Annotated in this window: 13 protein-coding genes; 9 read left to right on the top strand and 4 right to left on the bottom strand. The window is 54.7% G+C overall.

The genetic code is table 11. From position 1 onward, the window contains the following. Position 1: 1 nt before the first annotated feature. On the bottom strand, positions 2-1,339 hold the full coding sequence (locus H7R58_RS04900) for a PTS sugar transporter subunit IIC (RefSeq protein WP_106926115.1): 1,338 nt from the start codon (positions 1,337-1,339) through the stop codon (positions 2-4). A 310-nt stretch (positions 1,340-1,649) separates the two neighbouring features. On the opposite strand from H7R58_RS04900, the gene H7R58_RS04895 reads away from it, so the two are divergent. Further along, positions 1,650-2,651 (top strand): LacI family DNA-binding transcriptional regulator, encoded by a 1,002-nt coding sequence (locus tag H7R58_RS04895; RefSeq protein ID WP_182928677.1) that lies wholly within the window; start codon positions 1,650-1,652, stop codon positions 2,649-2,651. Positions 2,652-2,803: 152 nt separating this feature from the next. Here the strand turns inward: H7R58_RS04895 and lysA are convergent, their stop codons facing one another. Beyond that, positions 2,804-4,066: a diaminopimelate decarboxylase gene (gene lysA, locus H7R58_RS04890; protein WP_106925898.1), complete on the bottom strand. Its 1,263-nt coding sequence runs from the start codon at positions 4,064-4,066 to the stop codon at positions 2,804-2,806. Positions 4,067-4,185: 119 nt separating this feature from the next. Between lysA and H7R58_RS04885 the strand changes: the two genes are divergently transcribed. After that, positions 4,186-5,121, top strand: a complete 936-nt coding sequence (locus H7R58_RS04885) for a LysR family transcriptional regulator (protein WP_182930081.1) — start codon at positions 4,186-4,188, stop codon at positions 5,119-5,121. On the opposite strand, the gene H7R58_RS04880 is transcribed toward H7R58_RS04885, so the two are convergent. Next, positions 5,108-5,800, bottom strand: coding sequence for an aspartate/glutamate racemase (locus H7R58_RS04880; RefSeq protein ID WP_182930080.1), 693 nt, complete (start codon positions 5,798-5,800; stop codon positions 5,108-5,110). The two genes, H7R58_RS04885 and H7R58_RS04880, sit on opposite strands and share 14 nt — an antisense overlap. A 141-nt stretch (positions 5,801-5,941) precedes the next feature. On the opposite strand from H7R58_RS04880, the gene H7R58_RS04875 reads away from it, so the two are divergent. The 7 genes from H7R58_RS04875 to H7R58_RS04845 all read left to right on the top strand — a co-directional run bounded on the left by H7R58_RS04875 (position 5,942) and on the right by H7R58_RS04845 (position 13,339). Continuing rightward, a complete protein-coding gene (locus tag H7R58_RS04875; protein ID WP_106925892.1) occupies positions 5,942-6,268 on the top strand; it encodes a cupin domain-containing protein in 327 nt (108 codons plus the stop codon). A gap of 202 nt (positions 6,269-6,470) precedes the next feature. Then, complete coding sequence (locus H7R58_RS04870; protein ID WP_106925890.1) at positions 6,471-7,379, top strand: hypothetical protein; 909 nt, start codon at positions 6,471-6,473, stop codon at positions 7,377-7,379. 536 nt (positions 7,380-7,915) lie between these two features. Continuing rightward, complete coding sequence (locus H7R58_RS04865) at positions 7,916-8,806, top strand: carbohydrate ABC transporter permease (RefSeq protein WP_035893990.1); 891 nt, start codon at positions 7,916-7,918, stop codon at positions 8,804-8,806. Next, positions 8,799-9,701: a carbohydrate ABC transporter permease gene (locus H7R58_RS04860; RefSeq protein WP_106925888.1), complete on the top strand. Its 903-nt coding sequence runs from the start codon at positions 8,799-8,801 to the stop codon at positions 9,699-9,701. The genes H7R58_RS04865 and H7R58_RS04860 overlap by 8 nt, the downstream gene beginning before the upstream one ends. A 12-nt stretch (positions 9,702-9,713) precedes the next feature. Further along, entirely contained in the window at positions 9,714-10,841 is a 1,128-nt protein-coding gene (locus H7R58_RS04855; RefSeq protein ID WP_106925887.1) for an ABC transporter ATP-binding protein, read from the top strand. A 14-nt stretch (positions 10,842-10,855) separates the two neighbouring features. Next, a complete protein-coding gene (locus H7R58_RS04850) occupies positions 10,856-12,142 on the top strand; it encodes an ABC transporter substrate-binding protein (RefSeq protein ID WP_106925885.1) in 1,287 nt (428 codons plus the stop codon). Positions 12,143-12,211: 69 nt separating this feature from the next. Then, a complete protein-coding gene (locus H7R58_RS04845) occupies positions 12,212-13,339 on the top strand; it encodes an oligogalacturonate lyase family protein (protein ID WP_182930079.1) in 1,128 nt (375 codons plus the stop codon). 88 nt (positions 13,340-13,427) lie between these two features. On the opposite strand, the gene H7R58_RS04840 is transcribed toward H7R58_RS04845, so the two are convergent. Beyond that, on the bottom strand, positions 13,428-14,846 hold the full coding sequence (locus tag H7R58_RS04840) for an arabinose-proton symporter AraE (protein ID WP_182930078.1): 1,419 nt from the start codon (positions 14,844-14,846) through the stop codon (positions 13,428-13,430). Positions 14,847-14,865 lie beyond the last annotated feature (19 nt).

The raw sequence follows: 14,865 nt of genomic DNA, 5'->3' as shown, positions 1-14,865 counted from the left end.
CTCAAAGGTTATCGGTAGCGGGCGTTTTGGTCGCCTGGCGCTCGGAGAGCTCTGCGCGGCGGGAAGCAATCTTGACGAACGGCAGGTAAATCAGCACCGCCACCACAATGCAAATAAGCTGGGTGACCACCGCGCCCATCGAACCGGCGGTAGAAAGCCAGGCGTTAATCAGCGGCGGCGTCGTCCAGGGCACCATCACCACCGCCTTCCCGGCAAACCCGGTGACGGTAGCGAAGTAGCCGATGCTGCCGGTGACCAGCGGCGTAATGATGAACGGAATCGCCAGGATCGGGTTCAGCATGATCGGCATACCGAAGATCACCGGCTCGTTGATGTTAAAGATCCCCGGGCCGATCGACAGCTTGGCGATCTCTTTCATCTCTTTGCGCTTGGTGGCAATCATCACCGCGATCAGCAGGCCGATCGTCAGCCCCGATCCGCCAATGCTCATATACACATCCCAGAACGGCATGGTGATGATATTCGGCACCTCTTTACCCTGCTCAAAGGCGCTCATATTGACGGTAATCGCCCCCAGCAGCAGCGGTTCGCGGATGGGCTTAATCATCTGGTTGCCGTGAATGCCAATCACCCAGAAAATCTGCGCAACGAACATCAGCAGCAGAATCCCCGGCAGGCTCTGCATCACCCGCTCCAGCGGCTGCTGTACCACTTGATAGACCGCGTCGTACAGATACATCCCGGTGAGTTGATGGAAGATAAACCCGAAGGTGGCGATCGCCGTGACGGTAATGATCGCCGGGATCAGCGCGGAAAACGAGGCGGCGACGTTCGGCGGCACGGTGTCCGGCATTTTGATCTTCAGCCCGTTGCGCGTTTCCAGCCAGCAGTAGATCTCGACCGACAGAATGGCGATAAACATGCCAAGGAACAGGCTACGGGTATCGGAGAACTGACGCAGCAGCACATCCTTGACCTCATGCATCTGGCCATCGACCATCATCTGTACGGTTGTCGGCGTGACGCAGATAAAGCAAATGACCGCCAGCAGGCCGGGAAACAGCGTCTTGATGCCGTTAATACGCCCCAGTTCGATACCTATCAGAAACACCGCGCCAATGTTGAGGAAGTTCAGCGTGGCGTAGTTGATAGCGCCGGTAATCGGCTTGAGCGCCGCCAGAAACGACAGCGACTGGAAGCTGGCGAGGCCGTTTTTAGGATCCAGCACCATGTTGGAGATCAGTACGGAGAAAGCGCCGACGATGATCACCGGCATCAGCGTAATAAAAGCGTGTTTGATCGCCATAATATAGCGATAGCTGTTGAATTTCGTGGCGAAACTCCCCAGCGAATCAATCAATTTTTCCTGCAATGCCATAGAAAGTACCTCAAGTTTAAGGGCTTTATCGCGCATCCGGTGTACAGCCAAACACCTTTTGGTATACCAAAAATAATCACCCTTGCTAAAAAGTTCTGTGATTGAGCTCGCAACCTCCATTTTGGTATTCCAAAACAAAAGATGTAGGGTTATTGGTATGCCGCATGTGGCCGGCGCATTTTTTGCCACGAATAACTACAAAAGCGTGATCGCGATGGGTTTTTTAGCCGCAGCGGAGTTCATATCACCGATGAATGTCTGTGATAAACTGCGTGCCATCACGGAGTTTCAGGGATTAACAATGGCAACAATGCTGGATGTCTCAATACGCGCGGGCGTGTCGAAAGCAACGGTCTCCCGCGTACTGAACGGTACGGGTCAGGTCAAAGAGAGCACGCGTAAGCAGGTGTTTAAAGCAATGGAGGAGCTAGGCTACCGGCCTAACTTTCTGGCGCGCTCGCTGGCCAACCGCACCAGCAACAGCATTGGCCTGGTGGTTTCAACCTTCGATGGCTTCTACTTTGGCCGCCTGCTACAGCAGGCGTCTCGCCAGACCGAGGCCTGGGGCAAGCAGCTGATCGTCACCGACGGCCACGATACGCCGGAGCGCGAAGAACAGGCGGTCCAGATGCTGGCCGATCGCCAGTGCGACGCCATCGTGCTCTATACCCGTCATATGAGCGAAAAAGCCATTATGGCTCTGGTGAACAGTACCCCGATGCCGCTCGTCGTGATTAACCGTGACGTAAGCCAGGCGCGCGACCGCTGCGTCTTCTTCGAACAGCAGGACGCCGCGTTTCAGGCGGTCGAGTATCTGATTTCCCAGGGGCACCGTGACATCGCCTGCATTACCGTACCGATTCACACCCCGACGGGCAAAGCGCGTTTGCAGGGCTACCGTCGCGCGCTGGAACAAAACGGCATCAAATGGGATCCGGCAAAGGTGAAGCACGGTGATTCCACCATGAACTGCGGCTATGACATGTGCAACGCGCTGCTGAATGAGAAAGTCACGTTTAGCGCCCTGTTCGCCTGTAACGACGATATGGCGCTGGGCGCATCGAAAGCGCTGCATCAGGCGGGGCTGCGGATCCCGCAGGATATTTCATTATTTGGTTTTGATGATGCCCCTAGCGCCAAATGGCTGGAGCCGGGGCTGTCGACGGTCTATCTGCCGATCGACAATATGATCGTCACCGCCATCGACCAGGCGATTAAGCTGGCCGCTGGCGAAGAGATTGAAACCATTCCACCGTTTACCGGCACGCTGGTATTACGTGATTCCGTCACCACCGGGCCCTATTTTAAGTAACCCGCCGAAACGAATTTACCGGTTCGGCGCAAGCGCCTGTAGGCCTGATAAGCGCAGCGCCATCAGGCATCCTGATGCACATTGCCGGATGGCGGCACAAGCGCCTTATCCGGCCTACAGGGCCATGGCGCCATCGGGCGTTTTTCTCTGACTCAAATCAATTCCAGCGCCAGCAGTTCTTCTATCGTCTGTCGACGACGAATCAGCCGCGCCACGCCGTTATCAAACAGCACTTCCGGCAGCAGCGGACGGCTGTTGTAGTTTGACGACATTGACGCACCGTACGCGCCGGTATCATGCAGCACCAGGTAATCACCCGGAACCACCGCTGGCAGCAAACGGGTTTCGACTTTGCCACCTTCCTGCTGGGTAAAGACATCGCCGGATTCACACAGCGGCCCGGCCACAACGGTTTCGATCTGCGCGGCCCGCTCCAGCGAGCGTCCGTCGCCCGCCAGCGCTGAAATATGGTGATAGCTGCCGTACATTGCCGGACGCATAAGATCGTTAAAGCCCGCATCGATCAGCACGAAATGACGGCTGCCCATCGCTTTGACGCTGCGCACCTGTGCCACCAGCACGCCAGACTCGGCCACCAGGAAACGCCCCGGCTCAATCTCAAGCGCGACTGGGTGCCCCAGATGCTGTGCGATCTGCTGGCGCGCCGCGTTCCACAGACCAAAGTAATGATCGGTATTGATCGCCTCTTCCCCTTCACGATACGGGATAGACAGCCCGCCGCCCGCGGAGATCGCTTCAAGATCCTGACCAAATTCAATAACCTGACGCACCATCGCGCCGCAAACCTGCTCGAGGTGGCCGTAGTCTACGCCGGAGCCAATGTGCATATGAATGCCCACCAGCTTCAGCTGATAGCGCTGAATAACCGCCAGCGCAGCAGGCAGGTCGCTATACCAGATACCGTGCTTGCTGTTTTCACCACCGGTGTTGGTTTTCTGGCTATGGCCGTGGCCAAAGCCCGGGTTAACGCGCAGCCATACGCGATGGCCCGGGGAAACGCCGCCCAGCTGCTCCAGCATATCCACCGATCCGGCGTTCACCGGAATGTGCAGCTCGCGCACGCGGTCGAGCGTCGCCTCGTCAATCATGTCGGCGGTGAAGACAATGTCATCACGCCCTTCCCCCGGCACAAAGCCCGCCGCCAGCGCGCGCTCAATCTCGCCGAGTGACACGGAGTCCACCTTCACGCCCTGTTCGCGCATCAGGCGCAGAATGTGAATGTTTGAACATGCCTTCTGGGCAAAACGCACCACGTCAAACTGGTTGAGTTTGGCAATCTGCGTGCGAATGATTTGCGCATCGTAAACCCACACCGGACAGCCGAATTCGGCAGGCAGGCGCAGCAGGTTATCAGCGGTCAGGTCGGTGTCAGTGTTGTTGAGCGGGCGTGGCATAGCAAACTCCGGTATGGGTCTTTTTCATGATTACGCCACAGCCCGAAGAGAATAAAAAATATCGTTTTATCGCGAGTCTATGCAAAAATGATATGGACTATTGCCTGTGAGGATCGCCGATGCCCGCCGTAAACCTACGCCACATTGAAATTTTTCACGCCATCATGACGGCGGGGAATCTAACGGAAGCTGCGCGAATGCTACACACCTCTCAGCCAACGGTCAGCCGTGAACTGGCGCGCTTTGAACAGGTTCTCGGCCTGAAGCTGTTTGAACGCAGCCGCGGGCGCCTGCACCCTACGGTACAGGGGCTGCGGTTATTTGAAGAGGTCCAGCGCTCCTGGTACGGGCTGGACCGCATCGTCAACGCCGCCGAGAGTCTGCGCGAATTTCGCCAGGGCGAGCTGTCGATTGTCTGCCTGCCGGTTTTCTCACAATCTTTTTTACCGCTGCTGCTGCAGCCGTTCCTGGCGCGCTATCCGCAGGTCAATATTCAGATCGTGCCCCAGGAGTCGCCGCTGCTGGAAGAGTGGCTGTCAGCGCAGCGCCACGACCTCGGTCTGACCGAGACGCTGCACACGCCAGCCGGTACCGAACGTACGCCGCTGCTGACGCTCAATGAAGTGTGCGTCCTGCCGCAAGGGCATGCGCTGGCAGCCAAAACGGTGTTGACGCCCGCAGATTTCCAGGGCGAGAACTACATCAGCCTGTCGCGCACCGACAGCTATCGCCAGCTGCTGGATGCCCTGTTTAATGAACATCAGGTGAAGCGACGTATGGTTGTCGAGACCCACAGCGCCGCATCGATTTGCGCGATGGTCAGAGCGGGCGTGGGGATTTCGGTGGTTAACCCGCTGACGGCGCTGGATTACGCCAACAGCGGCGTGGCGATTCGCCGTTTTAGCGTCGACGTACCGTTCACGGTCAGTCTGATTCGCCCGCTGCATCGCCCGGCATCAGCGCTGCTGGATACCTTTACCGCGCATCTTCAGGCCCATCTCTCGCGCATTACCGACCCGCTGGAGTCGGTGCTTAGCGAGACTAAGACAGCATAAACGCCACCGCATCTTGCGCATGGATCGCCGCCGTATCAAATACCGGCAGCGGGCTGAGCTCTGCGGGCACCAGCAGACCAATTTCGGTACAGCCGAAGATAACGCCTTCCGCGCCCTGCTTTGCCAGCGCGTCAATCACGCCGAGGTAATAATCGCGCGATGCCGCGCTGAATTCTCCCAGGCACAGCTCGTCAAAAATAATCTGGTTAATTTTCTGCCTTTCATCCGCCTGCGGTATCAGCGTGCTGATGCCAAACGCCTGCTGCAAACGTCCGCGGTAAAAATCCTGCTCCATGGTGTAGCGCGTGCCCAACAGCGCAACGCGGCGCATCTGTCGTTGCTGAATGGCACGGCCCGTAGCATCCGCGATATGCAGGAAAGGTACATCGCAGGCGGTTTCGATCGCTTCAGCCACCTTATGCATCGTATTCGTACACAGGACGATGCCTTCCGCTCCCGCCTGCTGGAGGCCGATCGCCGCCTGCGCGAGGATGTCGCCCGCCTGCTGCCAGTCGCCCTGTGACTGACAGCGTTCTATGTCGTGAAAATCTACGCTGTGCAGCAAAATCTGCGCCGAATGCAGGCCGCCAAGACGCTGCTTTACGCCTTCATTAATCAGGCGGTAGTAGGGAATCGTAGACTCCCAGCTCATGCCGCCCAACAAACCGATCGTTTTCATAGTGATTCCTTGTTCGTTACCGTCGCTCCAGTGAAGCAAAGTTGTGATCAACTTTCCACATCTGCGGCTCGCGTTTTCTTTTTGATCGTTTCTGATATAAATTTAATGAAACACCGTTTCAACATACAACAGGACTGCCGGATGTTTATTTTTCATAAAGAAACCACTCTTGAAGATCTGGGCAATGGAGTTACCCGCCGCATTCTCGCACACGATGGCAAGATGATGGCGGTTGAGGTGAACTTCGAACAGGGCGCTATCGGCCCGATGCACAACCACCCGCACGAGCAGCTAACCTACGTACTGTCCGGCGAGTTTGAGTTCACCATCGGCGACGAAAAACACGTCGTGGCCGCCGGCGATACGCTGTACAAACAGCCGAACATTATGCACGGCTGCGTGTGCCTGAAAGCCGGGACCCTGCTCGATACATTCACCCCTATGCGTCAGGATTTCCTGAAAGCATAATCCCCTGCACCTCGGCCGCTTTTTCTGACAAAAAGCGGCTGTTGTTGCCATCATGTTCTTTTCTCATCACTGAAGCCTCAGCCGAAAAATTCACCCTTTCATATGAGATCTAACGTCGATTTTCATCACAGCCCTCTGTAATTAAATCACGCTATTCTGGCAAGTCACTGCCGTACCAGCATATTTAATAAAAGGGACTGTTATGAAATTGCTAACGCTTGATGAGCTACATCCAGCGGACGTACTGCTTTTCTCTGCCGAAAAGAAAAGTTTTATTTCCTGGGCAATGACCTTTCTGACGGGCGCACCGGTGAGCCATACAGCGCTGTATTACGACACGCTGCCGCCCACCATTATTGAAAAAATGCCGCCGCAGGTGGCCACTACCCCTGCAGCACCTCGCTTTAGCGGGCGCACCGTTCATGTCTATCGCCATACCGGCCAAGGAGTGCTGACTCCGGTGATTGATGCCGCGCGTCAGTACCTGAATAATCAGGAACCCTATGATCATGCCGGGTTGTATATGGTTGGCCTGTTACTGATGTATAAAAAATTCTCGATTACCCGCGCCAGGCAGCAGGTCGTGATTCGGATTTTGCAAAAGCTGACCGCCACCCTCACCCGCTTTATTCAACAACATCAGACTCCACACCAACACCCGATGGTCTGTTCACAGTTTGTTGCCCAGTGTTTTGACGATGCCGGCAGCACCTTTCGTCTGCAGTTCCGCCATGCTACGCAGGTCGATTCGGCGATTGGCGAAACGCTGCTTGATAAAGCCATAGAGTGGACAGCGCAGCGCCGGCGCGCCGTGGGTGCATATGATCTGACAGAAGAAGTAGAAAAGGCCAGCGATGAAGCACTGTGCGAAGCACTACACAATGCGTTTATGGAAAACGTGTCACGGCCAACACCACCGATGACCGACGCGTTAGCCGAATCCATTTACCACTTTGCGCAAGCGCATGCGGCGTTATTAAACCTCGATACGACGGCTAAGAAATATCATCCGCTTACAGCCCTGAGGGCGCATAACAATATGTTTATCGCTCCCGGCGATCTGATGCGGAGCTGCAATAATTTAATGCCAATGGGCATTGTGATGATTTAGCGATCATCATCACAAAAACCTCATTATATAAATTTCCACCGCTTACCCAAGATAAAGCCTCATCGGGTTTACTGAGGTTTTATTTTTAATTAACCAACACATTAGTTAGCGAATTAATGATTAAATCAGTAAATTATATCGTTTATTCCAATCTAAATACCCCCTGTCAACTTCCATACCAGAAGCCCCTAACGATGCCGCCTGAGCGGTAAAAACGCCATCGCCGTCACTATAATGAAACATCGTTTCGACTCCGATCACATTTTCATGATTAATCGAATGACGTGGAAACAAATCGCAATAAAATAAATTTAAAACGGTGTTTTATAAAATGATTGTCGCAAAGCATGAGATTTTAAAACGCAACAACACCGACCAAAGGATTACGTTAAATTTTATTGAATTACATTCACTTACAGGGAAAGGCTGCATGACTGACACCAAGTTAACGCTTTAAACGCTCTGGCGCCAGAAGGCGCGAGGGATGTAACCAACACCCAATCCGTTTGACACACTTGTTCGCCAGGTAGGTATGTATGAATGAAAACAGAATGCTGGGTTTGGCCTGGATTTCACCCTATATAATCGGGTTGATAATCTTCACGGCCTTCCCGTTCGTTTCATCTTTCTTCCTCAGTTTTACTGAGTATGACTTGATGAGTCCACCGGTGTTTAATGGCATCGAAAACTATCGCTACATGTTTACCGAAGATACCCTCTTCTGGAAATCCATGGGCGTGACCTTTGCCTACGTATTTTTGACCATCCCTTTAAAACTCGCTTTTGCTTTAGGGATTGCGTTTGTTCTTAACTTTAAATTACGCGGTATCGGCTTCTTCCGTACGGCTTACTATATTCCGTCCATCCTCGGTAGCTCCGTGGCTATCGCCGTTCTGTGGCGCGCCCTGTTCGCCATCGACGGCCTGCTGAATAGCTTTATCGGCGTTCTCGGTTTCGATCCGGTCAACTGGCTGGGCGAGCCGTCTCTGGCGCTGATGTCCGTTACCCTGCTGCGCGTATGGCAGTTCGGCTCTGCGATGGTTATCTTCCTGGCCGCGCTGCAAAACGTTCCACAGTCTCAGTACGAAGCGGCGATGATCGACGGCGCCTCTAAATGGCAGATGTTCATGAAAGTGACCGTGCCACTGATTACGCCGGTTATCTTCTTCAACTTCATCATGCAGACCACCCAGGCATTCCAGGAGTTCACCGGTCCGTACGTCATCACCGGCGGTGGCCCAACCTACTCAACGTACCTGTTCTCGCTGTACATCTACGACACAGCGTTCAAGTACTTCGATATGGGTTATGGCGCAGCGCTGGCATGGGTACTGTTCCTGGTCGTTGCGGTCTTCGCCGGCATCGCCTTTAAGTCTTCAAAATACTGGGTGTTCTACTCCGCCGATAAGGGAGGCAAAAATGGCTGATATCCAACAAATCTCCGACGCTCAAAGCATCGCTGAACGTGAGGTTGCCCGCACCCTTCGTCGTGAGAAGATCAACGCATGGGTTCGCTATACCATCCTGCTGATCGTCGGTTTGTTAATGCTTTACCCGCTGGCGTGGATGTTCTCGGCGTCGTTCAAACCGAACCACGAGATCTTCACCACCCTGAGCCTGTGGCCAGCACACGCGACCTGGGACGGCTTTATTAACGGCTGGAAAACCGGTACCGAGTACACCTTCGGTCATTACATGCTGAACACCTTCAAGTATGTCATTCCTAAGGTGATCCTGACCATTATCTCCTCCACCATCGTGGCGTACGGCTTTGCCCGCTTCGAGATTCCGTGGAAGAAATTCTGGTTCGCCACGCTCATCACCACCATGCTGCTGCCGAGCACCGTACTGCTGATTCCTCAGTACCTGATGTTCCGCGAAATGGGCATGCTGAACAGCTACATGCCGCTGTACCTGCCGCTGGCCTTCGCCACGCAAGGGTTCTTCGTCTTCATGCTGATTCAGTTCCTGCGCGGCGTACCGCGTGACATGGAAGAAGCAGCGCAGATTGACGGCTGTAACTCCATCCAGGTGCTGTGGTATGTGGTCGTACCGATTCTGAAGCCGGCGATTATCTCCGTCGCCCTGTTCCAGTTCATGTGGTCCATGAACGACTTTATCGGCCCGCTGATCTACGTCTACAGCGTTGATAAGTACCCGATTGCACTGGCACTGAAAATGTCCATCGACGTCACTGAAGGGGCGCCGTGGAACGAAATTCTGGCAATGGCGAGCATCTCCATTCTGCCATCCATCATTGTGTTCTTCCTGGCACAGCGCTACTTCGTACAGGGCGTGACCAGCAGCGGAATTAAAGGTTAAGAGGGATATATCATGGCTGAAGTTATTTTCAACAAACTGGAAAAAGTGTACTCCAACGGCTTCAAAGCGGTACATGGTATCGACCTGAAAATCGCAGAAGGTGAGTTTATGGTTATCGTCGGTCCGTCCGGCTGCGCCAAATCCACCACCCTGCGTATGCTGGCAGGACTTGAAACCATCAGCGGCGGCGAAGTCCGCATCGGCGAAAAAATCGTCAACAACCTCGCGCCGAAAGAGCGCGGGATTGCGATGGTGTTCCAGAACTATGCGCTGTACCCGCACATGACCGTGCGTGAAAACCTGGCGTTCGGCCTGAAGCTGAGCAAAATGCCGAAAGATCAGATCGACGCCCAGGTCAATGAAGCGGCGAAAATCCTCGAGCTGGAAGAGCTGCTGGACCGTCTGCCGCGTCAGCTCTCCGGTGGTCAGGCACAGCGTGTGGCCGTAGGCCGCGCGATTGTGAAAAAGCCGGACGTGTTCCTGTTCGATGAACCGCTGTCTAACCTTGACGCTAAGCTGCGTGCATCAATGCGTATCCGTATTTCCGACCTGCACAAGCAGCTGAAGAAATCCGGCAAGCCGGCGACCACCGTTTACGTTACCCACGATCAGACCGAAGCGATGACCATGGGCGACCGTATCTGCGTGATGAAGCTGGGCCACATCATGCAGGTCGATACCCCGGACAACCTGTACCACAAGCCGAAGAACATGTTCGTTGCTGGCTTTATCGGCGCGCCGGAAATGAACATTCGTTCCTGCAAACTGGTGAATAAAGAAGGCCGCCTGAACCTGAGCATCGGCGACGAGTTCATGCCGCTGAGCGAAGATCTGCACCAGAAATTGAGCGGCCACGATAACGAAGAAGTGTTCTACGGCATTCGCCCGGAGTTCGTTTCCCTTTCCGATGAGCCGTTCGCTGAAGGCGGCTGCAGCGGTGAGATGGTTCGCGTCGAAAACATGGGTCACGAGTTCTTCGTTTACCTGAAAGTCGCGAACTACGAGCTGACGGCACGCATCCCTTCAGATGAGGCTAAGCCAATGATTGATAAGGGGCTTCATCGTAAGGTGTACTTTAAGTTTGACATGAACAAATGTCATATCTTTGACGCTAAAACTGAACAGAACCTCTCTCTCTAATCTGGAGTATTACAATGAAAAAAGTGCTTTTAAGCGCAGCAATCTCCGCTACCCTGGGCCTCACGGCCCTCCCTTCTATGGCAAAGGATGTCGACCTTCGCATGTCCTGGTGGGGCGGTAACGGCCGCCACCAGGTCACCCTGAAGGCGCTGGAAGAGTTCCATAAGCAGAACCCGGACATTAACGTCAAAGCAGAATACACCGGTTGGGACGGCCACTTATCCCGTCTGACCACCCAGATCGCAGGCGGCACCGAGCCTGACGTCATGCAGACTAACTGGAACTGGCTGCCGATTTTCTCTAAAACCGGCGACGGCTTCTACGACCTGAACAAAATGAAGGATGTCATCGACTTAAGCCAGTTCGATGCCAAAGAGCTGCAGTCCACCACGGTGAACGGCAAGCTGAACGGGATCCCAATCTCCGTGACTGCGCGCGTGTTCTACTTCAACGATGAAACCTGGAAGCAAGCGGGCGTTGAATACCCGAAAACCTGGGATGATTTGATGGCGGCGGGCAAAACCTTCGAGAGCAAACTGGGTAAACAGTACTATCCAGTGGTTCTTGAGCACCAGGATACCCTGGCGCTGCTGAACTCGTACATGACGCAGAAATACAATATTCCAGCCATCGACCAGGAAGCGAAGAAATTCTCCTACAGCAAAGAGCAGTGGGTTGAATTCTTCCAGATGTACAAAAAACTGGTCGACAGCCACGTGATGCCGGACACCAAATACTATGCGTCATTTGGTAAGAGCAACATGTACGAAATGAAGCCGTGGATCCAGGGTGAATGGGGCGGTACTTACATGTGGAACTCCACCATTAACAAGTACTCCGATAACCTGAAGCCGCCAGCCAAGCTGGAACTGGGTAGCTACCCAATGCTGCCAGGCGCCACCGACGCGGGTCTGTTCTTCAAACCAGCGCAGATGCTGTCTATCGGCAAATCCACCAAGAACCCAGAAGCGGCAGCGAAAGTGATCAACTTCCTGCTGAACAGCAAAGAAGGCGTGGATACGCTGGGCCTGGAGCGCGGCGTGCCGCTGAGCAAGGTTGCGGTGAAATACCTGACCGAAGACGGCATTCTGAAAGAAGACGATCCGTCAGTATCCGGCCTGCGTCTGGCGCAGTCTCTGCCGGCTAAACTGAGCGTGTCTCCGTACTTTGACGATCCGCAGATCGTGGCGCAGTTCGGTACCACGCTGCAGTACATCGACTACGGCCAGAAAACCGTTGAAGAAGCCGCGGCCGACTTCCAGCGTCAGGGTGAACGTATCCTGAGACGCGCCATGCGTTAATTGCTGTTAATGCGTTAATACCCTGCAACTTCCGGTTGCGGGGTATTTTTTTATTCAAGGAGAAAGGACATGAAAGGCAAAATCATCCCGCTGAATTTCCGCCACCAGAAGGACAGCGAAACCGGTCACGAAGTGATCCGGATGACGCCACCGCATATCATTTGCCATCGTAACTACTTCTACCAAAAATGCTTCACCCGCGACGGCGGCAAGCTGATTTTTGGCGGTGCGTTCGAGGGGCACTGGAACTACTACTTGCTGGATATTGCCGCGCAACAGGCAACCCAACTGACCGACGGCGCCGGGGATAACACCTTCGGTGGTTTTCTTTCCGATGACGACCAATCGCTGTGGTATGTAAAAGATACGCGCCAGCTTAGACGCGTCGATCTGACCACGCTGGAAGAGTACGTGGTCTACGAGGTGGATGACGAGTGGGTTGCCTACGGCACCTGGGTAGCAAACTCAGACTGCACAAAGCTGGTTGGCATTGAGATTAAAAAAAGCGACTGGCAGCCGCTGACCGACTGGTCGAAATTCCGCGCGTTCTACTTTACCAACCCGGAATGCCGCTTAATCAATATCGATCTAAAAACCGGCGAGCAGCGCACCATTTTGCAGGAAAAACGCTGGCTGGGGCACCCGATCTACCGCCCGTTTGACGACGCGACGGTGGCGTTTTGCCATGAAGGTCCGCGTGATGCGATCGACGCGCGTATGTGGCTGGTGAACGAAGACGGCAGCAACGTTCGCTGCGTGCGTCAGCAGCAGCCGGGAGAAAGCTTTACCCATGAATTCTGGGTTCCGGACGGTTCGGCGCTGTATTACGTCGCCCATCAGGAGAATAACCCGCACCGCTATCTCTACAGCGCCGATCCCGCAACGCTGGAAAACCTCCAGTTGATGGAGATCCCGCCCTGCTCTCACCTGATGAGCAACCACGATGGCTCGCTGATTGTAGGCGACGGCGCACCGCATAACACCGGTGATATTAGCCTGAACGATCCGTTTATCTGGGTGTTCGATCTGCAAACCGGCGGCAAGAAAGCCATTTGCCAACACAACAGCAGCTGGAAAGTGCTGGACGGCGACCGCCAGGTGACACACCCGCATCCGTCGTTCTCACCGGACGGTAAGTGGGTGCTGTATACGTCCGACGCGGAGGGGATGCCGGCGCTGTATTTAGCGAAGGTATAAAAAAAGCCGGGTGGCGGCTACGCCTTACCCGGCCTACGTTTGGCGCTACCTTGTAGGCCCGGTAAGCGTAGCGCCACCGGGCATTCCATCAGACGCCGATATTGCGCAATTTCTCGCCTTTCATCAGCTTGCGTTCAATGTGCTCCAGCGTAACCCCTTTGGTTTCCGGAATCAGCCAGAAGGTGACGCCGATAAACGCCACGTTCAGCACGGTGTACAGCCAGAACGTCCCTGCCGCACCAATCGAATCCAGCAGCGTCAGGAAGGTCGCGCCGATAATCATATTCGATACCCAGTTCGTCGTGGTTGAACAGGTGATACCAAAGTCGCGACATTTCAGCGGCTGAATTTCGGAACACAGGATCCACACCACCGGCGCAGCGCTCATCGCATAGCCGGCAATGCACATCATGGTCATGCCCACCGACAGCCAGGACAGCCCGCTTGAGGCGGTGCCGTTATCAAACTGCATCAGGCAGTAGCCCAGCACCAGCGTACCGAGCGCCATCACGGTAAAGCCGATTTTCAGCGCCGGTTTACGCCCCGCTTTGTCCACGGTAAACACGGCAATAAAGGTGGCGAACATGAAGGTCAGCCCAACCACCAGCGTGGCAATCATCTGCTGTTCGGTGGTGGTGAAGCCCGCCATTTTAAAAATACGCGGCGCGTAGTACATGATGATATTCATGCCGGTGAATTGCTGCATCGCCTGCAGCAGCATGCCAAGAAATACGGCGCGGCGGACGTTGCGATTGATCTTAAACAGCGCCCAGCCGCCCTGCTTCAGCTTCAGGCTTTCACGAATTTCGTTCAGCTCATCGCGCGCTTTCTCAGAGGTGTCGCGCAGCATCCGCAGTACCTCTTCGGCCTCAATATGGCGGCCCTTTTCCGCCAGCCAGCGCGGGCTGTTAGGCAGGAAGACAACCAATACAATCAGGACAACCGCCGGTAGCGCCAGCACGGCAAGCATCGCACGCCAGTTGCCGCTGTAGCTGAACGCGGTATCGGACAGGAACGCCATCACGATCCCCAGCGTCACCATCAACTGGTACATACTGATCATCTTACCGCGAACGTTCTCGCTGGCCATTTCCGACAGATACAGCGGCGCGGTGTAGGAAGCGATCCCTACGGCCACGCCGAGAACCACCCTGGCAACCAGCAACATTTCCACATTGACGGCAAAACCCGATCCCAGCGACCCCGCCACAAAAAGCACGGCCCCCACCATCAGGCTGTATTTCCGTCCCAGGCGGAAAGAGAGCCAGCCGTTAAACAGGGCACCAATTGCTGCGCCCAGCATCATGCTGCTGACCACCCATTCCTGCAGACGATTAGACAAGACGAAGTGGTCGGTAATAAAGGGCAGCGCACCCGCAATCACCCCGATATCCAATCCAAAGAGCAGCCCGGCCACCGCGGCGGCGAATGAGACAAACCAATTCATGCGCCGGGTATCGCGCTGTGCGCTCGGCATTACCGTAGAGTCGTTACTGATTGAAGTCATTTTTTTCCTGCCAGACAGA

The organism is Klebsiella sp. WP4-W18-ESBL-05 (assembly GCF_014169075.1).
GTDB lineage: Bacteria > Pseudomonadota > Gammaproteobacteria > Enterobacterales > Enterobacteriaceae > Kluyvera > Kluyvera ascorbata_B.
This window is presented reverse-complemented; position numbering and strand designations above follow the sequence as displayed.

What these genes read in the sequence shown, in the direction of transcription:
- H7R58_RS04895 (WP_182928677.1), top strand. Translation starts at nt 1,650, where the DNA reads ATGCTGGATGTCTCAATACGCGCGGGCGTGTCGAAAGCAACGGTCTCC.
- H7R58_RS04880 (WP_182930080.1), bottom strand. Translation starts at nt 5,800, where the DNA reads ATGAAAACGATCGGTTTGTTGGGCGGCATGAGCTGGGAGTCTACGATT.
- H7R58_RS04865 (WP_035893990.1), top strand. Translation starts at nt 7,916, where the DNA reads ATGAATGAAAACAGAATGCTGGGTTTGGCCTGGATTTCACCCTATATA.
- H7R58_RS04885 (WP_182930081.1), top strand. Translation starts at nt 4,186, where the DNA reads ATGCCCGCCGTAAACCTACGCCACATTGAAATTTTTCACGCCATCATG.
- H7R58_RS04850 (WP_106925885.1), top strand. Translation starts at nt 10,856, where the DNA reads ATGAAAAAAGTGCTTTTAAGCGCAGCAATCTCCGCTACCCTGGGCCTC.
- H7R58_RS04860 (WP_106925888.1), top strand. Translation starts at nt 8,799, where the DNA reads ATGGCTGATATCCAACAAATCTCCGACGCTCAAAGCATCGCTGAACGT.
- H7R58_RS04875 (WP_106925892.1), top strand. Translation starts at nt 5,942, where the DNA reads ATGTTTATTTTTCATAAAGAAACCACTCTTGAAGATCTGGGCAATGGA.
- H7R58_RS04870 (WP_106925890.1), top strand. Translation starts at nt 6,471, where the DNA reads ATGAAATTGCTAACGCTTGATGAGCTACATCCAGCGGACGTACTGCTT.
- H7R58_RS04855 (WP_106925887.1), top strand. Translation starts at nt 9,714, where the DNA reads ATGGCTGAAGTTATTTTCAACAAACTGGAAAAAGTGTACTCCAACGGC.
- H7R58_RS04900 (WP_106926115.1), bottom strand. Translation starts at nt 1,339, where the DNA reads ATGGCATTGCAGGAAAAATTGATTGATTCGCTGGGGAGTTTCGCCACG.
- H7R58_RS04840 (WP_182930078.1), bottom strand. Translation starts at nt 14,846, where the DNA reads ATGACTTCAATCAGTAACGACTCTACGGTAATGCCGAGCGCACAGCGC.
- H7R58_RS04845 (WP_182930079.1), top strand. Translation starts at nt 12,212, where the DNA reads ATGAAAGGCAAAATCATCCCGCTGAATTTCCGCCACCAGAAGGACAGC.
- lysA (WP_106925898.1), bottom strand. Translation starts at nt 4,066, where the DNA reads ATGCCACGCCCGCTCAACAACACTGACACCGACCTGACCGCTGATAAC.